The 18464-nt window shown below is 71.5% G+C and carries 20 protein-coding genes and 1 pseudogene; 18 read left to right on the top strand and 3 right to left on the bottom strand.

Translation table 11 applies throughout. From position 1 onward, the window contains the following. Positions 1 to 414: 414 nt before the first annotated feature. From HNR01_RS28245 to HNR01_RS07055, 9 genes are all read left to right on the top strand, one after another. Complete coding sequence (locus HNR01_RS28245; protein WP_009866593.1) at positions 415 to 657, top strand: hypothetical protein; 243 nt, start codon at positions 415 to 417, stop codon at positions 655 to 657. A gap of 100 nt (positions 658 to 757) precedes the next feature. After that, the gene (locus HNR01_RS28240; protein WP_238231528.1) at positions 758 to 1267 is read left to right on the top strand and encodes a type II restriction enzyme NmeDI-related protein; all 510 of its coding nucleotides are present in this window, start codon (positions 758 to 760) and stop codon (positions 1265 to 1267) included. A 195-nt stretch (positions 1268 to 1462) separates the two neighbouring features. Next, the gene (locus HNR01_RS07080; RefSeq protein ID WP_009866299.1) at positions 1463 to 1915 is read left to right on the top strand and encodes a MerR family DNA-binding protein; all 453 of its coding nucleotides are present in this window, start codon (positions 1463 to 1465) and stop codon (positions 1913 to 1915) included. Beyond that, positions 1912 to 2133: a heavy-metal-associated domain-containing protein gene (locus tag HNR01_RS27350; RefSeq protein ID WP_043766175.1), complete on the top strand. Its 222-nt coding sequence runs from the start codon at positions 1912 to 1914 to the stop codon at positions 2131 to 2133. The genes HNR01_RS07080 and HNR01_RS27350 overlap by 4 nt, the downstream gene beginning before the upstream one ends. A gap of 33 nt (positions 2134 to 2166) precedes the next feature. Then, complete coding sequence (locus tag HNR01_RS07075) at positions 2167 to 4629, top strand: heavy metal translocating P-type ATPase (RefSeq protein ID WP_012752954.1); 2463 nt, start codon at positions 2167 to 2169, stop codon at positions 4627 to 4629. After that, positions 4626 to 4970: a heavy-metal-associated domain-containing protein gene (locus HNR01_RS07070; RefSeq protein WP_012752955.1), complete on the top strand. Its 345-nt coding sequence runs from the start codon at positions 4626 to 4628 to the stop codon at positions 4968 to 4970. Before HNR01_RS07075 ends, HNR01_RS07070 begins: the two co-directional genes overlap by 4 nt. Beyond that, on the top strand, positions 4967 to 5647 hold the full coding sequence (locus HNR01_RS07065; protein WP_009866213.1) for a cytochrome c biogenesis CcdA family protein: 681 nt from the start codon (positions 4967 to 4969) through the stop codon (positions 5645 to 5647). Before HNR01_RS07070 ends, HNR01_RS07065 begins: the two co-directional genes overlap by 4 nt. A gap of 14 nt (positions 5648 to 5661) precedes the next feature. After that, a complete protein-coding gene (locus tag HNR01_RS07060; protein WP_012752956.1) occupies positions 5662 to 5901 on the top strand; it encodes a heavy-metal-associated domain-containing protein in 240 nt (79 codons plus the stop codon). Continuing rightward, a complete protein-coding gene (locus tag HNR01_RS07055; RefSeq protein WP_012752957.1) occupies positions 5898 to 7109 on the top strand; it encodes an MFS transporter in 1212 nt (403 codons plus the stop codon). The genes HNR01_RS07060 and HNR01_RS07055 overlap by 4 nt, the downstream gene beginning before the upstream one ends. Before the next feature lie 766 nt (positions 7110 to 7875). Here HNR01_RS07055 and HNR01_RS07050 read toward each other — a convergent pair. Further along, a complete protein-coding gene (locus tag HNR01_RS07050) occupies positions 7876 to 9234 on the bottom strand; it encodes a dihydrolipoyl dehydrogenase family protein (protein ID WP_012752959.1) in 1359 nt (452 codons plus the stop codon). A gap of 732 nt (positions 9235 to 9966) precedes the next feature. Then, a complete protein-coding gene (locus HNR01_RS07045) occupies positions 9967 to 10401 on the bottom strand; it encodes a MerR family transcriptional regulator (protein ID WP_012752960.1) in 435 nt (144 codons plus the stop codon). Positions 10402 to 10524: 123 nt separating this feature from the next. On the opposite strand from HNR01_RS07045, the gene HNR01_RS07040 reads away from it, so the two are divergent. The 5 genes and pseudogenes from HNR01_RS07040 (at position 10525) to merA (ending at position 14636) form a co-directional block, all read left to right on the top strand. Continuing rightward, positions 10525 to 11550 carry a Vgb family protein gene (locus HNR01_RS07040; RefSeq protein WP_066927590.1) on the top strand — a complete coding sequence of 342 codons (1026 nt, stop codon included), beginning with the start codon at positions 10525 to 10527 and terminating at the stop codon, positions 11548 to 11550. A gap of 85 nt (positions 11551 to 11635) precedes the next feature. After that, a pseudogene (gene hisI / locus HNR01_RS07035) lies at positions 11636 to 12013 on the top strand (phosphoribosyl-AMP cyclohydrolase); the annotation flags it as partial. A 141-nt stretch (positions 12014 to 12154) separates the two neighbouring features. Next, complete coding sequence (locus HNR01_RS07030; RefSeq protein WP_009865694.1) at positions 12155 to 12559, top strand: mercuric transporter MerT family protein; 405 nt, start codon at positions 12155 to 12157, stop codon at positions 12557 to 12559. 29 nt (positions 12560 to 12588) lie between these two features. Beyond that, positions 12589 to 12927, top strand: coding sequence for a cation transporter (locus HNR01_RS07025; protein ID WP_012752962.1), 339 nt, complete (start codon positions 12589 to 12591; stop codon positions 12925 to 12927). Positions 12928 to 13196: 269 nt separating this feature from the next. Continuing rightward, positions 13197 to 14636, top strand: a complete 1440-nt coding sequence (gene merA, locus HNR01_RS07020) for a mercury(II) reductase (RefSeq protein ID WP_183667246.1) — start codon at positions 13197 to 13199, stop codon at positions 14634 to 14636. Between the two features lie 1002 nt (positions 14637 to 15638). On the opposite strand, the gene mog is transcribed toward merA, so the two are convergent. After that, positions 15639 to 16178: a molybdopterin adenylyltransferase gene (gene mog / locus HNR01_RS07015; protein ID WP_183667245.1), complete on the bottom strand. Its 540-nt coding sequence runs from the start codon at positions 16176 to 16178 to the stop codon at positions 15639 to 15641. A gap of 228 nt (positions 16179 to 16406) precedes the next feature. Between mog and HNR01_RS07010 the strand changes: the two genes are divergently transcribed. From HNR01_RS07010 to HNR01_RS06995, 4 genes are all read left to right on the top strand, one after another. Continuing rightward, complete coding sequence (locus HNR01_RS07010) at positions 16407 to 16787, top strand: copper-binding protein (protein WP_183667244.1); 381 nt, start codon at positions 16407 to 16409, stop codon at positions 16785 to 16787. A gap of 96 nt (positions 16788 to 16883) precedes the next feature. Continuing rightward, positions 16884 to 17198, top strand: coding sequence for a hypothetical protein (locus HNR01_RS07005; RefSeq protein WP_183667243.1), 315 nt, complete (start codon positions 16884 to 16886; stop codon positions 17196 to 17198). A gap of 2 nt (positions 17199 to 17200) precedes the next feature. After that, positions 17201 to 17524 carry a hypothetical protein gene (locus HNR01_RS07000; RefSeq protein ID WP_183667242.1) on the top strand — a complete coding sequence of 108 codons (324 nt, stop codon included), beginning with the start codon at positions 17201 to 17203 and terminating at the stop codon, positions 17522 to 17524. A gap of 138 nt (positions 17525 to 17662) precedes the next feature. Next, positions 17663 to 18295: a cytochrome b gene (locus HNR01_RS06995; protein WP_183667241.1), complete on the top strand. Its 633-nt coding sequence runs from the start codon at positions 17663 to 17665 to the stop codon at positions 18293 to 18295. The last annotated feature ends 169 nt before the right edge of the window (positions 18296 to 18464 follow it).

The raw sequence follows: 18464 nt of genomic DNA, 5'->3' as shown, positions 1-18464 counted from the left end.
GGTATGCCGCGCCGATGCAGGTGATGGACGAGACCGGGACCGACCGAACCCTCCCTGCCTGACGCGGCCTGGATCGGGAACCGCATCCGGGCCTGGCGCGACGACCCGGGCGGCTCCCACCGGACCTGGTCCCTGTGGGAGGAGCGCATCGAGAACTTCCGCGCGATCCGACGCCGCCTCCAGGCCGTGGTCGAGGAGATCCGGGCCGACACCTTCGGCAACGCCTACCGCGGCTCGTGACTGGAGACGGGGGCCCACGCGATCGCAGAGCAGCGCCAGGTCTTCCACGGCGCCGACCACGCCTTCCTCTGGAAGCCGAAGCTGCGCATCCCGGACATCCACGAGGACGGCGCCAACCAGGTCGCCTTCGGGCGCTTCCTCGACGCCTGCCTGCGCGGCACCGCCGAGGCGCAGGTGCTCGCGGCCATCCAAGCGCTCGACCAGGCGGGGATCACGAGCCTCGGCCCGGCGGCGGCGAACCTGCTCTACTTCCTGCACCCGACCTGGGTGAGCCCGTTCAACACGGCCATCGTGAAGGGCTACAACGCGCTGACCGGGGCCAACGCGACACTCGGCAAGTGGGACGAGTCCCTCGCCATGGGCCCGGGGGATCGTCGCCCTCAACGCCAGCCACCGGACGCTCCTCTCGAACGATGACGGGGGCGTCGCCGGCTTCCTGTTCGACGTCGGGTCCGGCCGCTGCCCGAGCGCGACGGGGGCCGCGGCCCTGGCCCGCCGGCGGGCGGACCTCGACCGGGTGCGGGCGCAGGCCGCGAGCAAGGCGGACCACACCCACACCGAGATCCAGGGCTGGCTGCGGGACCTCGGCCTGGCCCTCGGCTTCGACGTCTGGATCGCCTCGAACGACGCCGGCCGTCCCTACGGCCCCGGCCGCCTGTCGGGCGGCTGCCTCAACCGCCTGCCCGAACGCCTGACCGCGAGCGGCTCGGCCGAGACGGTGCAACTCATCGACGTGCTCTGGCTGGGCAAGGCGGGCGGCGACGTCGCGGCGGCCTTCGAGGTCGCGCGCACCACGAGCATCTATTCCGGCATCGTGCGCATGCTCGACCTCGCCCTCGGCGTCGAGGGCGGGACCGCGCGCAACTTCTTCCGGGTGGCTCGGGACAACCGCGGGGACGACGTGCGCGCCCAGTTCGCCGGGCCGGCGTTCTCGCGCGTGGGCGACCTCGACCCGCGTTACCTGCCCTCCAGCGAATTGCGCGGGACCCGCGAGGCCATTGCCCGCCCCGTCCGCATCGCACGATGACGCGGTGCGAGCCTATCCCTGAGGCATCTCGGGCCGCCGCCCGGCGGCAGACCGAGCCCATGGGCCGCCCCTTCCGGAAACCACGGAGGATAACCGGGAGCGAGAGCCCAAAGACTTCCCTCGTAAAACGCCCTTGACCCCGTACTACGGTACGGACCTTAGGCTCACGGGGCGTTGGTGATGCCGGGGCAGCACATGCGGGATCCGACCATCGGGAAGGCGGCGCGGGAGGCCGGCGTCGGCGTCGAGACCATCCGGTTCTACGAGCGCCAGGGCTTGATCGCGCAGCCGGCCAAGGGGGCCGGCTATCGGACCTACCCGCCCGAGGTGATCGCCCGCATCCGCTTCATCCGGCAGGCCCAGAGGATCGGGTTCTCCCTCAAGGAGGCGCAGGAGCTCCTCGCCCTGCGCGCCGACCCGCAGGCCGACTGCGGCGACGTGCGGGCCCGGGCCCGGCACAAGATCGCCGAGGTGGACGCGAGGATCGCCGAACTCCTGCGCGTCCGCGCCGCCCTGGAGGCCGTGGTCGCCTCGTGCCCGGGCCACGGCGGGCTGGGTGGCTGCACCATCCTGGAAGCCCTCGACGAGGCACCGCCGGCACCGGCGGCGTGCCGATGCGGCGCGCCGAGAAAGAGGAAGACGCCATGAGGACGGTCACCCTGAAGGTCGAAGGCTGGCGGTGCGCCGCCTGCTCCGCCTCGGTCGGCTCTCTGTTGGAGGCTCATCCCGGCGTCCGCGGCATCGACGTCTCCTTCGACGAGGGACGCGTCCGCGCCCTCTACGACCCGGCGACCACCAGCGAGGACCGCCTCGTCGAGCTGATCGAGAAGCGCGGCTTCCAGGTCGTGGCCCGTACTTCGGCCTGATCCGGCCGGCTGGACATTCCTGGAGACGGACCGATGGCCGCAGCAACCCTCGACACCGACTTTTCCCTGTGGAGCGAGGAGCCGGCGAGCCGGCCCGACCGGGCGCGCATCCGTGCCCGGATCGGCGGCCTGCACTGCTCGCTCTGCACCGGAACCATCGAGAAGGCTCTGGGCAGCCAGCCCGGCGTCGACAAGGTGGCGGTCAGCCTGACCCACGAGCAGGCCCTCGTCGAGTACGACCCGGCGGTCGCGCGGCCGGCGGCGCTGCTGGGGATCCTGCGCGACATCGGCTACACCATCTCCGACCCGCGCAAGGTCCGGCCCTACGAGGAGGAGGAGCGCGATCTCGTGCGCGAGAGCCGCCGCTTCGTCGTGGCGGTCGCCCTGAGCGTCGCCTCCATTCCCATCATCGCGGATCCCACCCTCGGCTGGATCGGCTTCCTACCCGCCCTGGTCTGCCTCAGCCTCGGCGCGATGGTCTTCCTCGTCCTGCGGAAGACCAGCCTCCTCGCCGCGGCCGCCAGCACCACCGGTCTCGCAGTCCTGGCACTCGGCCTGCTCTACCTGAACCTCCAGGGCTACCTAACGGCCTCCGCTCCCTGGCTCGTCGCCGCGCTCGCGGTCGTGCTCGTCTTCGGGGTTGGGCGCCACATCCTGCACATGGCCGTCCAGGCCCTCCGCCGCGGCATCCTGAACCAGCACGTGCTGCTGGAAATCGGCGCCTTCGCGGGCATGCTCGGCGGCGTCATCGGGCTGGTTCTCGACCGGCCGGACTACCCGACGGCCCCGTTCTTCGCCGTCTCGGTCATGGTCGCGACCTACCACATCTTCTCCGAGTGGCTGTCCCTCATCGTCAAGACGCGCAGCTCCCAGGCCGTGAAGCGGCTCCTCGACCTCCAGCCGGAGACCGCCCGCGTGGTCCGGGACGGCCAGGAGCGGGATGTGCCGCTGGACGCGGTCGCAGTCGGCGACCTCGTCCGCATCCGCCCCGGGGAGCGCGTGCCCGTCGACGGCACGGTCGCGGGCGGCCGCTCCGCCGTCGACCAGGCCCTCGTCACCGGCGAGCCGATCCCGGTCGAGCGCGCGGAGGGCGACGCCGTCATCGGCGGCTCGATCAACGGCACCGGCACCCTGCTGGTGCGGGTAACCGCGGTGGGGGCCGGCAGCTTCCTGCAGAAGGTGGTGCGCGAGGTCGAGGACGCCCGCGCCCTCAAGCCTGGCCTGCTCCACCTCGTCGACCGCGTCCTGCAGGTCTACACCCCGACCGTGCTCGCGGTGGCCGCGCTGGCCTTCGTCGGCTGGCTCGCCGGTTCGTGGTTGGCGGGCGGCGAACCCGACATCGAGCGGGCCGTGTTCGCGGGCTTGAGCGTCCTGGTCATGGGCTATCCCTGCGCCGTCGGGATCTCGGCACCGCTCTCCATCGTGCGGGGGTCCGGCGAAGCCGCCGAGCACGGCATCCTGATGCGGACCGGCGAGGCCTTCCAGGGCTATCGCCTCGTTGACACCGTCGTCTTCGATAAGACCGGGACCCTCACCGAGGGCCGGCCCGCGGTCCGCGAGGTCGAGGCGTTCTCCGGGAGCGAGGCCGATCTCGTCGCCGTTGCCGCCGCGGCCGAGGCCTCGTCCGAGCACCCGCTCGCGCAGGCGGTGGTCAAGGCCGCGTTCGCTCGCGGCGCCGTGCCCCCGGACGTGACCTCGTTCGAGGCCGTCCCGGGCAAGGGCATCGTCGCCCAGACCGAGGCGGGCAACGTCCTGGTCGGCAGCCCGGCCTTCCTCGCCGGCCACGGCATCGATCTCGCGCCCGCTTCAGCGCGCATCCTGACCCTGGAGGGGGCCGGGCGCACCGTCATCGTGGTCAGCCGGGACCATCGCCTGCTGGGTCTGCTCGCGCTCGACGACAGCCTGCGGTCCGACGCGGCGCAGGCGGTCGCGGCCTTGCGGGCTGAGGGCGTGAGGACGGTCCTGCTCACCGGTGACAACGAGCGGGCCGCCCGCCGGATTGCCGCCGAGGCGGGCATCGACGAGGTCCACGCGGGGGTGATGCCCGACGGCAAGGCGGAGACCGTGCGGCGCCTCCAGGCGACGGCCAAGGTCGCGATGGTCGGCGACGGCATCAACGACGCGCCCGCCCTGATGCAGGCCGATGTCGGCATCGCCATGGGCGGGGGCACCGACATCGCCATCGAGGCCGCCGACATCATCATCCTGTCGAACCGCCTGGCCGCGCTGCCGCTCGCCCGCCGCATCAGCCGGCGCAGCTACGCCAAGATGCTCCAGAACGTCTGGCTCGCCTTCGCCTTCAACGGCCTCGGCATCCCGATCGCCGCGACCGGCCTCATCAACCCGATCTGGGCCATGGTCGCCATGGCGGTGAGCGTCACCGCGATCTTCCTCAATTCCCTCTGGGGCCAGCCCGGACTGTTCCTGGGGGCGATCACGAGCGTCGGCAGCCTGCCCGGGACGAACGGGCTCGCCATCGAAGGAGGTCGGCGATGAGGTTCCTGATTTCTTCGAGCGGGGCGGCCGCACTGGCAGCTCTCCTCCTGGGACCGGTGGGGCCTGTTCGGGCCCAAGAGGACACGCCGGCCACGTCACGCCGCGGCTCCGATCTGAAGGTCGCGACCCTCCCGGTGGAAGGCATGGTCTGCCTCTCCTGCGCCGCCTCGATCAAGCGTGCGGTCCGGAAGGTGGACGGGGTGACCGACGCGGAGATCGATTTCGTCGGCCGCACGCTCCGCGTCACCTACGCCGCCGGCCGACCCCTCCTGCTCGGTCGCGTGCGGACGGCCGTCGCGGGCCTCGGCTACACCCCCGGTCCTCCCGTGGTGGCGCCGTGACGCTCGAACATCTCGTCCGGCCCCTGGCGACCGGCGCCGGCGGGCCGGCCGCCCTCTGGATCGCGTTCCTTGCCGGGGTCCTGGCCAGCGCGGTCTGCCCCTGCACCCTGCCGGTCGGGCTCGGCTTGGCCAGCGTCGCCGGGGCCTCGGAGGCGGGGTCCCGCCGCGCCGGCCTGCAGGTGGCCGGGTCCTTCTTCGCCGGAATCGTCCTGAGCCTCGCCGCCCTCGGCTCCGCGGTGGGACATCTCGGCGCGCTCGCGACGGAGGCGTTCGGCCGGAGCTGGGCCCTGCTCATGGCCGGCGTCTCGCTCGCGGCGGCGCTGCTCGCCTTCTGGTGGCCGCGCCTGCGCACCCGAGCGCTGACGGCCTGGCGCCACCCCGGCCTGCTCGGCGCCTTCGCCTACGGCGTGGTGTTCAGCGTCGGCACCTCGGCCGCGCCGCTGTTGCTGCTGCTCACGGTGGCGGCCGCGGAGGGTCGGGACGGGCGCGGCGTCGTCCTCGCCCTCGCCTTCGGCCTCGGTCGGGGCCTGCCCTTCCTCGCCGCCGGTGCGGCCGGGAGCGCGGTCACCCGCCTGGCCCGCCTCGGCGTCTGGGGCCGAGCCCTGCAGCTCCTCAGCGGCGCCGCCCTCCTACTGGTCAGCGCCTACTACGCGCGGGTCTACGCGGACCTGCTCTGAACCCCGGAGACCTCATGAGCGACGAAACCGCCTTTCTGACGGAGGTCACCCTCTCCGTGCCAACCATGTTATGCGACGGCTGCGCCGAGACGGTCCGTGACCTGCTGATGGCCATTCCGGGTGTCCGGCAGGCGAGGGCCAGCGCCTGGCGTAAGCACGTCGCCGTTCGCTTCGAGCCGTCCCGCGTCGGACCCGCGGAGATCCGGTCGGCGCTCGCCAATGGCGGGTTCGACGGCGCCGAGGTACAGGCATGATCCCCGGAACGGCGGAACCCGCGGAGGCTGACCGCGAGCGCCTCCTCCGCGTGCTCGCGGCAGCGGCGTTCGTGATCTTCTTTCAGGCGTTCATGGTCGCGCCGGTCCTGCCGCAGTTGGCGCAGGGGTTCGGCGTCTTGCCCGAGCGTGTCGGGCTCATCGTTCCGGCCTATTTGATTCCGTACGGCGCGGCGACGCTGGTCTACGGGCTGCTGGCGGACCGCCTCGGCGTCTGGCGCGTCATGGCGGGTTCCCTGGCCGCCTTCGCTGCGCTGACGGCCCTGACAGCCACGGCGAGCTCGGTCGGGCAACTCGCCACGTGGCGCTTCCTGACCGGCCTGGGGGCGAGCGGGGTCGTCCCCCTCGGCCTCGTTCTCGTGGGCCGGCTCTTCCCCTACGAACGACGCGGGCGCCCCTTGGGATGGCTGTTCGGCGCCATGGCCGGCGGCATGGCTTTCGGGTCGACCTTCGGCGCCCTGCTCGAACCGGTCGCCGGATGGCGCGGCCTCTTCCTGACCGTCGGCGCCGCCGGGGGCGCGCTCCTGCTCGTCCTTGCGCCGTCACGGGGGATCATCCCGGGCGCCACGGCGATCGGGACACGGCTGCCCGACCTGTTCCGCGGCTATCGCGACCTCCTGCTCATCCCACGCGGACGCCGCACCTATAGCTTCGTCCTGCTCAACTCGATGTTCCACTCCGGCGTGTTCACCTGGCTCGGCCTGTACTTCGAGCAGCGATACGGGCTCGGTCCCGTCGGGGTCGGCCTTGCGCTCCTCGGCTACGGCATCCCGGGCTTCCTCCTGGGGCCTGTCATCGGCCGCATCGCGGACCGGCGAGGGCGCGGCCGCCTGCTCCCGGTCGGGCTGCTCCTGGGGGCCTTCGCGGCGGCAGCTCTGACCCTCGACGCGCCGCTTCTCCTGGCTGCGGCGGCGGTAACGGTCCTGTCGCTCGGCTACGACATGACCCAGCCGCTGCTCGCCGGCGTCGTCACCGCGCTCGGGGGCCAACGTCCGGGGCAGGCCATGGGGCTCAACGTCTGCCTGCTGTTCACCGGGTTCGGGCTGGGAAGCCTGCTCTTCGGCGGATTGCTCCGCTTCGGGTTCGGGACGACGCTCGCGCTGTTCGCGGCGGCGGAACTGGCGCTGGCCGCAACTGCCGTGCGTCTCTTCAGGCCCGAGACGCCGTCCGTCGAAGGAGGACGCCCCTGAGCACGCCAACACCCGAATTCGAGGAGGATACCCTCGACACCGTCATCCTCTCCGCATTCCGGCAGGCGCGCCGCGAGGGACATCGCGACGCGGCCGAGCACCTCATGCGCGCCCTGGAGGCCCTCGCCGGCGCGGCCGACCCGTCGTCGGCATCGGCCTGCGTGGCCGAGGCATGCCTTGGCTTCGCGGACGAGCAGGGCACGGGACGCGCTTCCCCGACGTATGGAAGTCGATCGAGGCAGCCGCATTGAGCCTCGACGGTCCGTTCTCGTCCCGGGGCGGCAGGGTCTCTGAGGCGGAACGCGTCGGAGCGGAGCCGTGCCCCGCATTCGACACCTCTTAAGGCCGGGACGGCCCACCAGCCCAGTTTGAGGTGACCGCGGACGGCCCAACCGGCGCCGGCGGGCCGCTCGGGTGCACCGAGTCCCGCTGCGCAAGCGGAGCAGGAGCGTACCGTGCAGGAGGGCCCCGGTGCAGAGCCCCTGGAAGCGCTGGAGCGGCTCCGCCATCCTCGCTGCCGCTGCGCCGTACACGCGCTGGTTTGCCAAGCCGCGGACCTGCGCGAGCGTCGGGGACTCTCGGCCGGGCGAGGCGAAGCCCCAGGGGCGGGTGTCGCGGCCTCGTCGACGATCAGCGACGTGGACGTGCCTGTCACGAAGGCGGCGCCGCGGGACTCCGTCCGGCTGCGACGGCGCAGCCGGGTGCAAGCCACGCCCCCGCTCTCCGAGGCCGCCTGCCTTCACCTGCTCGTCGAGAACGCAGCCGTTCAGAGCATGTATCCGATGTCGGATGCTCCGGTTGGGTAGGCGAACATCGTCGTTTTCAGGTCTTCGGCCGTGAGACCATGCCGGATCGCCAGGCCGAAGATGTTGATGACCTCATCGACGTGGGGGCCGACCAAGTGCGCACCGAGCACGCGGTCGGTGTCCTCGTCGACCAGAACCTTGAAGCCGTAGGTGGGCTCGGCGACGCGCCGGGCCGTGTACCAGCCGGACACCCTCTGGCTCCGCAGGCGGAACCTCAAGTTCCTCTGCCGCGCCTCTGCCTCGCTCAGCCCGACGCTCGCGATCGGGGGGATAGTGAAGGCGACGCTCGGGACGCCGCGATAGTCAGGCCGGTACTGATTGCCCTCGATCATGTTCCGCACGGCAACCTTGGCGTCGTGGCTCGATACCGGCGTGAGGGGCGGCCCCGTCCGGGCGGCGTCGCCTGCGGCGTAGACGGCAGGGTTCGATGGGCTCTGCAGGAACGCGTTGAGCCTGAGATGCCCGCGCTCGTCCCGCGCGACGCCGGCGGCATCGAGCTGCAGCGGCTCCAGATCCGGGATTCGGCCCGCGGCGTGGACCACGAGGTCGGCCTCCATCGCCTCCTCGGCGCCGGTCTCGGACCGCGTCAGGACCGTGTACCCGTGCCCCGCCTTCTCGACCCGCACGACGGCGCGCCGCGTCCGCACGTCGATCCCCGCCTCGTGGAAGCTCTCCATGAGCCAACCGACGAGCTCGGGGTCGAACTGGGTCAGGAGGCGCTCGCCACGCTGCAGGATCGCGACGCTCGCGCCCGCCCGGGCCGCGATGTGCGAGAACTCGGCCGCGATGTAGCCACCCCCGACCAGGATGATACGAGGCGGGAGCTCCTCAAGCTCCAGGAACTCCTCGTTGGTGACGAGGTGCTCGGCGCCGGGAAAGGGGAGCGGCGCTGGGCGGGCTCCGGCCGCGATCAGGATGTGCCGCGCCTCGCAAACGCCCTCGCCCGCGATCGCGACCGCGTTCCGACCCACGAAGCGGGCTTGGCCGTGAAAGGCGTCGATGCCCTTCCCGGCGTAGTTCCTCGCCTGCTTCTCCGGGATCGGGGCCGTGAAGGTGCGCTTGAACGCCATGAGCTCCGGCCAGGACATCCGAGCCTCGGGCGCGACCACCCCGCGGGTGCGCATGCGGCGGATGTCGTCCATCACCTGGGCGCCGGTCACCAGCATCTTCTTGGGGTCGCATCCGCGCAGGGCGCAGGTGCCGCCGAAGGGCCGGAAGTCGGTCACTGCGACCTTACGGCCGGCGGCCGAGGCCCGATTGCTCGCGACCATGGCCGCCGTGCCACTGCCGATGATGATCAAGTCGTAGCTTCCAGCCATCTCGTTCACCCAGACTTGCGAGGGATGTCCTGCTCACCGGCAGCTCCTCTTCGGTCGCGAGCCCTGCCGGGACGGCCCGCATTGCGCGCGCAGGTGGCGCAGCACCGTCGGAGGTGTCAGCCGAAGCCGACCCGCCCGAGCGCTGCAAGGGCACCTGCGGCCGCCGGTTCGTACGGAGCCACGGAGGCCAGTGGCACGTCGGACGGAAGATGGATGGATGGGCAAGCCACAGCGGACGAGGGCAAGCGCGGCGAAGGCGAGGAAGGTGGCGACTCCCGCGCTCGCGCCGGTTCCGGGATATTGCCCACCTCACGCGAAGGGCCGCGAGCGGACAGCATGGAACCTCCCCGAACAGGTCGGCAGCCAGACAGGCGCAAGCGGGCCCCGGCTCGGCTTGGTGCCTCGGACGAGCCCGCGTCTGACCCGACCGGCGACAGAAGATGGGCCGATGGCCGCACGCACGATGGTCAACAAACCTGGAGCAGCTTCAGGTTTCCGCCGGGCCGGAAGTTTCTTCGGTTCCGTATCGGCCAGAGGTGAATGCGAAGTTCGGTCTGGATTGTCGAACAGGCTCGGCGGCGTCTGCCCGCGAACCTATCGGCCGGCCTCGGAGGGTGCCGGTTTGAGCGCGCTCGCTGCTGGCGGTCACGTGTGGAGCAGGCCGTCGGCCACCTGAGGCGGCGGGAAGCCGCCGGCCGCGTGCCCGAAGCATACGGCCGGCGGATGCAGGCGTCACGAGTCCTCGTCCTGGAACAGCGTCTCCATGATCGGACAGTCGGGTACGAGGCCGCCGATACAGGCCGCGGTCATGTCCTTCAGGACGCGCTCCATCCGCCGGAGGTCGGCGATCTTCGCCCGCACCGCGATCAGTTGGCGGTCGGCGACGCCCTGGACTTCCCCGCAGGTGACCGCGTGGCGGTCGACGAGCGTCAGCAGCGCCCGGATGTCCTCGACGCTGAACCCGAGCTCGCGGGCCCGGCGGATGAAGGTCAACCTCTGCCGGTGAGCTCGATCGTAGATCCGCTGGTTCCCGGCCGTCCGGGGCGGTGCCGGCAGGAGCTTGACCTTCTCGTAATACCGGATCGTCTCGATGTTGACGCCGGTTCCCTCAGAAAGCGCCCCGATGGTCAGGGCAGCGCGTCCGCGCGACGCAGGAACGATGCCCATGCAAATCTCCTTGAACCTGTAGTCGCTACAGATGCTAGCCCCTCCAAGGTGGGAGGGAAAGCCGTGTTGAAATTCTCCTTGATTGCCCGCGTCCCCCAGGCCTTGCGCAGGCATGCCCGGAGTGTGATCGACGAAATCTCGCGCTTCCGCCTCCGGCCGCTGCGCCTCGGGAGCCTTCCGGTCGTCCTGGCCCTGACCGGCCCGGCGCACGCCGGCGACGTGGGGCTCTTCGCGCTCCCGATCCCCGACAGCTACCCGGAAAGCGTGGCCGTCGGACCCGGTGGCACCATCTGGTTCACGGAGAAGCAGGGCAACAGGATCGGGCGGCTCGCTCCCGACGGCGAACTGACCGAATACCCCATCCCGACCCAAGACAGCCGCCCACAGGCGATCGTGGCCGGTCCGGACGGCGCCCTGTGGTTCACGCAGAACCGCGGCAACAAGATCGGGCGCATCACGCCTGCGGGCGTGATCACGGAATATCCGGTCCCGACGCCCGAGAGCTACCCGTTCGGCCTCACGACGGGGCCCGACGGTGCCCTGTGGTTCACGCTGTCGGGCACGAACCGGATCGGCCGCATCACGGCCGAGGGGAGGATGAGCGAGTTCAGCCTCGCCAAGACCCTGACGCCTTACGGCATCACGCTCGGGCCCGACGGCAATCTCTGGTTCACGGGCTTCAACAGCAACACGGTCGGCCGGATCACACCGGCCGGCCAGGTTGCGGAGTTCCCGCTGCCGACCCCAGATAGCGCCCCGCAAAATATCGTTTCCGGTCCGGACGGCGCCCTGTGGTTCACCGAGGCTGCGGCGGATGCCATCGGTCGGATCACGACAGACGGCAGCGTGACCGAGTTTACGCTCGCATCGTGCGCGCCTGGTTCCGTTTCCGAGGACGGCCACCCTGCCCGTTGTACGGGCACGAGGTCTCCCTGCGGCATCGCGGCCAGCAGCGACGCGCTGTGGGTGACGCAGCATTGTGGCGGACGGCTCAGCCGTCTGTCCCCGGGCGGACGGCTCAGCGAGATCGGTCTGGGCGGCCTCAAGGCACCGAACGGGATCGCAGTCGATCCGGACGGCGCCGTCTGGTTCGCCCTCGCCCGCTCGAACGGGATCGGGCGTCACCGGCCCGAGGGCGGCAACCGGTGAGCGACTCTCGGGTCTTCGCCGGGTCGTGGACGGGGCCGCAGGTCCGCCGGCGGCGACCCGGCACGGGCAAGACCGAGGGCGACGCATGTTCCACTCTGGCGAGACCATCGCCCGCGAGGAATGCGCCGCGCTATTGCCACGCTTCGGCGGCGCCGGGCTGCTTCCGGCCGTTGCCACCGACGCGGGCTCCGGCGCCGTCCTGATGCTGGCCTGGATGAAGGCCGCCGCGCTCCACAGGAGCATCGAGACCGGTGAGGCGTGGTTCTGGAGCCGGTCCCGGCAGCGCCTCTGGCACAGGGGCGCGACGAGCGGGCAGGTCCAACACGTCCAGGAGATCCGGGTGGACTGCGGCCAGGACGCGATCTGGCTGAGGGTTCGCCTGGCCGGTCGAGCAGGGTCCTGTCACACCGGCCGCTCCAGCTGCTTCTACCGTCGCGTGGTGACCGGGCCGGACGGGCCGATCCCTCATCCTGGACCCGATCCCACCGGGGCAGCCCGCAGAGCCGTCCCGAGGCCGGAGCGAGGAACACGTGAACGGCCCAAATCAGCGCTTGCACCTGTAGTCGCTACAGGTTGCACAATCCGGACATCGAAAGGATCCCACATGGACAAGTTGGTTGGCACGGCTCCATGCGAGAGCACGGTCGCACCGCGCAGCGAGGCCGAAGGGGACGGGCAGAGGATCGCTGCCGTCGGCGGCATCCTCGCCGCGCTCGGAGCCTCCTCCTGCTGCATCCTGCCCCTCGCACTCTTCAGCCTCGGCGTCAGCGGGGCCTGGATCGGCAACCTGACCGCGCTCGCGCGCTACCAGCCCGTCTTCATCGCCGCGGCGGTGGCGTTCCTTGGCTTCGGGTTCTGGCGGGCCTACCGCCGGCCGGCGGCCTGCGCGGATGCCGGCGCGTGCGCGCGGCCCGGCTCGGGCCGTCTCGCCAGGATCGGGCTGTGGATTGCCGCCGCACTCGTCCTGGCGGCCGTGACCTTCCCCTACACCGCCCCCCTGTTCGTCTGACCCTCACCGTCCTTACCCAGGAGATCACTATGAAGATCTTGCTTCGCGCCCTCATCGCCGGATCGGTCCTGGCGCCGGCCGGTGGCGCCTTCGCCGCCCCGCGCACGGCCATTCTCGACGTCCAGAACGTGAGCTGCGTCACCTGCGCGCCCATCGTCAAGAAGACGTTGTCGCGCCTCGACGGGGTGACCCAGGTCACGGTCGTCGAACGTGGCGGCACGGCCACGGCCACCGTGACCTTCGACGACGACAAGGTCACGGCCGAGGCCCTGTCCGGGGCGGCCACCAACGCCGGGTACCCGTCCTCCGTGAAGGAGGTGAGGAACGCGGCCGCCGACATCACCGGCAGCCCCGCTCAGGCGCGCTGACGAGGCCCGGGACATCATTCTGGCGACCGCCATCTCCTTCGAGCCGGCGCCTGCCCGGCCGCGCCCTGGCGCGCGACGCCCATCCCGGTGGCCGTCCCAGGATCGGGCGGTCTCGCGGCCGGGGCCACCGGGGCCGACGGTGTCCCGGTCCCGCCAATCCTCGTCCTGGGCAGCTCAGCCGGGATCAAGCCCGATCGGTTCAACACCTCCACGCGTCCGGCGGCATCCGAGTGCCGCGGCGCGGACGAACACACACGGAAGCTGAGATCATGAGCGATTGCTGCAGCACCCCGCGCGGGAACAACGGCAGCGGCCCCTACGACCTCGTCGTCGTCGGCGCCGGTTCGGCCGGGTTCTCGGCCGCGATCACGGCCGCCGAGCAGGGCGCACAGGTCGCCCTCATCGGGCACGGCACGTTGGGCGGCAGCTGCGTGAACGTGGGCTGCGTCCCCTCGAAGGCCCTGATCCGGGCCGCGGAGACCGTGCACCATGCCAACACCGCGGGCGGCCGGTTCGCGGGCATCCAGGCCCAGGCTCGGGTGACCGACTGGCGCGCCCAGGTCGCCCAGAAGGACGCCCTGGTGCAGGGCCTGCGCCAGGCGAAGTACGCGGACCTCCTGCCGGCCTACAACAACGTGTCCTACCACGAGGGTCGCGCGCGCCTCGTCGCCGGCGGGGTCGAGGCAGGGGGCCGGCATTTCGCGGCGAATCGCATCCTCATCGCCACGGGCACGCGCCCGGCCATGCCGAACATTCCCGGCCTTGCCGACGCCTCGCCCCTCGACAGCACCGCGGCGCTTGCCCTCACCGAACTTCCGCGCTCGATGATCGTCCTCGGCGGCGGCTACATCGGCGCGGAGCTTGCGCAGACCTTCGCGCGGGTCGGGGTCGCCGTGACGCTCGTCTGCCGCAGCCGGCTCCTGCCCGCGGCGGAGCCGGAGATCGGGGAGGCCCTCGCCGGCTACCTGGCCGGCGAAGGCATCGCCGTTCTGGGCGGCCTGTCCTACGAGGGCGTGGACAGGACGGAGGGTGGCGTGAGCCTCACGCTCTGGCGGGACGGCCGCCGGGAGACCGTCACGGCCGAGCGGATCCTCGTCGCGACCGGGCGCACCGCGAATACCGAGGACCTCGGTCTCGCCGACGCGGGTGTCGCCCGGACGCCGACGGGCGCCATCGTGGTCGACGACCGCATGCGCACCTCGAAGCCGGGCATCTACGCCGCGGGCGACGTCACCGGGAAGGACCAGTTCGTCTACATGGCCGCCTACGGCGCGAAACTGGCCGCCAAGAACGCCCTCAACGGCGACAGCCTGCGCTACGACAACAGGGCGATGCCGGCCGTGGTGTTCACCGACCCTCAGGTCGGGAGCGTCGGCCTCACCGAGGCGCAGGCCAGGGCGACCGGGTACGACGTGCGCACCTCGGTGCTCACGCTCGACAACGTGCCCCGCGCGCTCGCGGCGCGCGACACGCGCGGGCTGATCAAGCTCGTGGCGGATCGCGCGACCCGGAAGCTGTTGGGAGCGCATATCCTGGCGCCCGAGGGCGCGGACAGCATCCAGACGGCGGCGATGGCCATCCGCGGCGGGCTGACCATCGACGCGCTCGCGGAGACGATCTTCCCGTACCTGACCACCGTCGAGGGTCTCAAGCTCGCGGCCCAGACCTTCGACAGGGACGTCAAGAAATTGTCCTGCTGCGCCGGTTAACCGGGATGCCCAGGATCCGCAGGGGGATGTCGTCCGACCTGCATGCGAGACCGCAGCGTTGTCCCGTCGAGATCAGGCCGGGCGTGCTCCGCCCGGAATGGTCGGCCGCTATCTCGCCTGGCGCGCGGGCCGCGCTCGCCCGGCGACGGCTGCGCGGTCCAGCTTGATCGAGGCGTAAGCGCGTCCGCTGGAGGCCGATGAGGATCGGGTCTGGCGCGCCGTCCTCCGCCTCTACGCGGAACGGGAACGTCCACCTTGGCGCCATCGCCGCCACGATGGGCGTCGCCGAGGATCATGCGCGAGCCCTCCTGGGAAGCTTGCGGCGGCGGGACCTGATCGGCCTGGAGCCCGCGACGACGGTCATCCGGTACGCGTACCCATTCTCCCGCGTCGCGACAGGCCACCGCGTCTTGCTCGGTGGGCAGTCCCTCGATGCCCTCTGCGCCGTCGATGCGCTCGGAGCGGGAGCCTGTAGGGGGCGGACATCGAGCTTCGGGCCGATTCTGGCCGAGGCCGGGAGCCCTGGATGCGTCCGTGGGGAGGGTTGCCAGACCGTCTGAGGTGGTCCGGCGAGCTCCGGGCAAGGGCCGCCGGCGCATCACGGGGCGGTGCTCGACGAACTTGACGAGGTCCCGCTGCGACTTGGTGCTGGCATGGCCCTCTAGGCGGCGCACCACGCGCCCGCTCGGCTGACTCGATCGCCCTGGCCATCGCGATCGCCTCGCGCTCCGCAGCGGAACGCCTGCGTGGCTCCTTGGCAATCGCATCGGCGACAAAGGTTGTCCACGCTTCCGAAGCAACGTCCGGAGCGGCTCTGGGACACAGCTTGCGCACCTCCTTATCCCCAAGCCAGGCTGAGATCATCGCGTTCGGTCCGTACCCAGACCCGAGTCGATGGCGAAGTCCGGCTGGCCGGGGTTCGCGGGTCGCGATTGCGCGGCTGTTAAGCCGCCATCGCAAGGAGAGGGGAGGACCGTGGCAAACCGGGCGGTCTCCGGCGGGTTAAGTCGGCCGGAACGCCTGAACTAGGCTCGGATCCGTCTCGATGTGGGCTGCCCCGATCAGGTCCAGGCAATACGGGATGGCCGGGAATACGGCGAGCAGGCTGACGCGGATGGACGCGGGACGCCCGGGACAGTTCACGATCAGGGCCTTGCCGCGCAGGCCCGCCGTCTGCCGCGACAGGATGGCGGTCGGCACCTGCTCCAGGCTGCGCCGCCGCATGAGTTCGCCGAAGCCGGGCATCATCCTGTCGCAGGCGGCCTCGGTACCCTCGGGGGTGAGGTCGCGGGGCGCCGGCCCCGTCCCGCCGGTGGTCAGGACCAGGTCACAGTGCGCGTCGTCCACGAGCCGGATCAGGGCGTCCCGCACGCTCTCGACGCCGTCCGGCACGGTGCGCGCGACCGCCTCCCAGGGCGAGGCGAGGATTTCCGTCAGGACGGCCTGCATGGCCGGCCCGCTCGCGTCCGCGTAGCCGCCAGAGCTCGCGCGGTCCGAGACCGTCAGAATTCCGATCCGCGCTGCCCGCTCCGATGAAACCATGGGTTCGTGCTCCGACCCGTGACGGGTGAGTGCTGCGTGTTCGCCCACCGGAGGAACCGACGCAACCCCGCCCGCCGCGGGGTCGGTCGAACACCCGCTCTCGTTTCTTCGAGGGCCCCGGGGCTCACGCGCGCGCCGCCTCCGCGCCCTCGCCTCACCGACTTTCCCGGTTTGTAACGAAATCCGGCGCTGCCCCGAATTGCTTCTCATTCCGACCTGACGGAGACGATGGTGGCCGTCCCTTCGAAGCCGATCCTGATGACACTGCTCGGGCTAACCCTAGCGGGAGCGTCGCCGCTTCTCTCCGCTCCCGCGGCCGCCCGCGAGAGCGCCCTGGATTGGCTGCACCACGTCTCCCGGCTGCTGCGGGCATCCACGGATGCGGTTGCCCGGGTCGACGCCAGGATCAGGGCGGTTGACGAGCGCTCGGCGAAGCGCACCGTCGCGTACGCAGCGTTCCCGGCCCGCGGCAGGCGGGTGGCGACCGCGACGTTCCAGGTTGCCGAAACTGTCCGCCTCGGCGCCGTCAGAGTCGGGGACGCGGTGGAGGTGCGAGCAGCCCAGCACGCCGGCGTCGAGCGGGTCATGAGTATCCGGCCGCAGGGATGAACCGTCGAGTCCTCCGCGGGTGGTCGTCGGCCCAGGCCGGCCAATGGCCTTGGGGCCTGCCGCGCCCCTGCGTCCCCGCCGCGATGCGGCGGTGCGATGCGCGGACCGGCCGATGAGGCGGGGAATGCGATGTGCGCGATGATGGCAGGGAACGCCTCCGACTGGCGATGGGTCCTGCAGGGCGGCCCGATCACCTGGCTCGTGGTCCTGTTCGCGGTGCTCGCCGTGGTCGGGGTGATCCTGGCCGGGGCGGCGCTCGCGAGAAACCTTGTCGATGTCCTCGGCTCCCGCCGGCGCTCGCCGGAAGCCTTGGCGCGACCGAACCCTGGTTTCGGCGGGGAGGTCCCCGCCTGGCCGACGCCGCCGTCCGCTCCCGAGCAGCGGCGCTCCTCTGACAACACCGGAGTCTGACGATGAAACTCGCGACGATGATGTCCGCCTCGTCCCTTCTCGGGCTCGCGCTGACGGCCGGCGTGGCCCTTGCTCAGGGCACGGGCGCCCAGCCGTCCCAGCAGGGCGGCGACCCGTCGGGTCAGGCCGGCGGCATGCCCCAGCCAGGCGGCATGGGCATGATGAAGGGGATGATGGGTGGCATGGGGATGGGCTCGGGGTCCGCCGATGCGAAGCAGGGCGGCTGCGGCATGATGAACAAGATGAGCGCGTTGCAGGAGCGCGTGAACCAGTTGGAGCAGCGCCTGAACGCGGCTCAGACGCAGAGCCCGGCCAAGCCTCAGTAACGGAAGACGGACCCGCGAGCCTTGCCTCGCGGGTTCCCCGGGACGCGGGGGATCCGGCCGGACGCTGCCCGCGCGCGCGGCGCATCCCGCGACCGGCGCCGCCTCGTACCGCAACCTCCTGCCACCGCGAGCCCTGACTTGGCGACCAGCAATCCCGATCCGGACGCGCATGCTCTCCGGCCTGCCGGTCGGAGCACCGCGAAGTCGCGCAGGCCCGCCACGGCCTCCGTCGTCTTGCACTGGCTCGGCATGGCGGCGCTGTTCGCGGCGCTCGCGGCCGGGCTGGTCGTCCACCGGTTAGCCTCGTGCTGCCAGCCCCAGTACTGGCCGACCTACAATCTGCACGCCTCGCTCGGTCTCACGGTCCTCGCCCTGGTCGCGATGCGGGCCCTCTTCCGGCTGCTTCGTCCGTGGCCGGCACTGCCGGCCGGCATGCCCGCCTGGCAGCGCCTGGCCGCGCACGGCACGCACACCGCGCTCTACGTGCTCATGGTGGCGCTCCCCGTCGCCGGGTGGAGCGTCGTGTCGGCCCCGGGCTGCTGCCACATCAACCCCTTCGTGTTCGGCCTCTTCACCCTGCCGAGCCTCGACCCGGCCCCGTTGCCCGACAGGGCCGCCGCGTTCGCGGTTCACTCCACGCTGGCCTGGATCGCGATGGGCCTCATCGCCCTGCATGCCGCCGCGGCCCTCCTGCATCACTTCGTGCTCAAGGATGCCACCCTCGCGCGCGTGACCCCCGGACTGCGCCCGAAAAGCGGTCCTGACGCCTGACTGGCATCGTTCGGTCACGTCGCCGGGATTCCGGCCGTCCTCCGCTGGCCATCGGTCCGGCACGTCCCGGCGAGCTCAATCGGGCGACCGTCCCCGACCGGTCGGTGGAACAGCCACGCCGGCCGGTGGCGTGACGTACGGCCATCCCGTCAGGCACGTTCGTCTGCCG

Origin of the sequence: Methylorubrum rhodesianum (assembly GCF_014199985.1) — a bacterium.
Lineage (GTDB): Bacteria > Pseudomonadota > Alphaproteobacteria > Rhizobiales > Beijerinckiaceae > Methylobacterium > Methylobacterium rhodesianum.
Note: the sequence above shows the minus strand (reverse complement) of the source record. Positions and strands in the feature narration are given on the sequence as shown.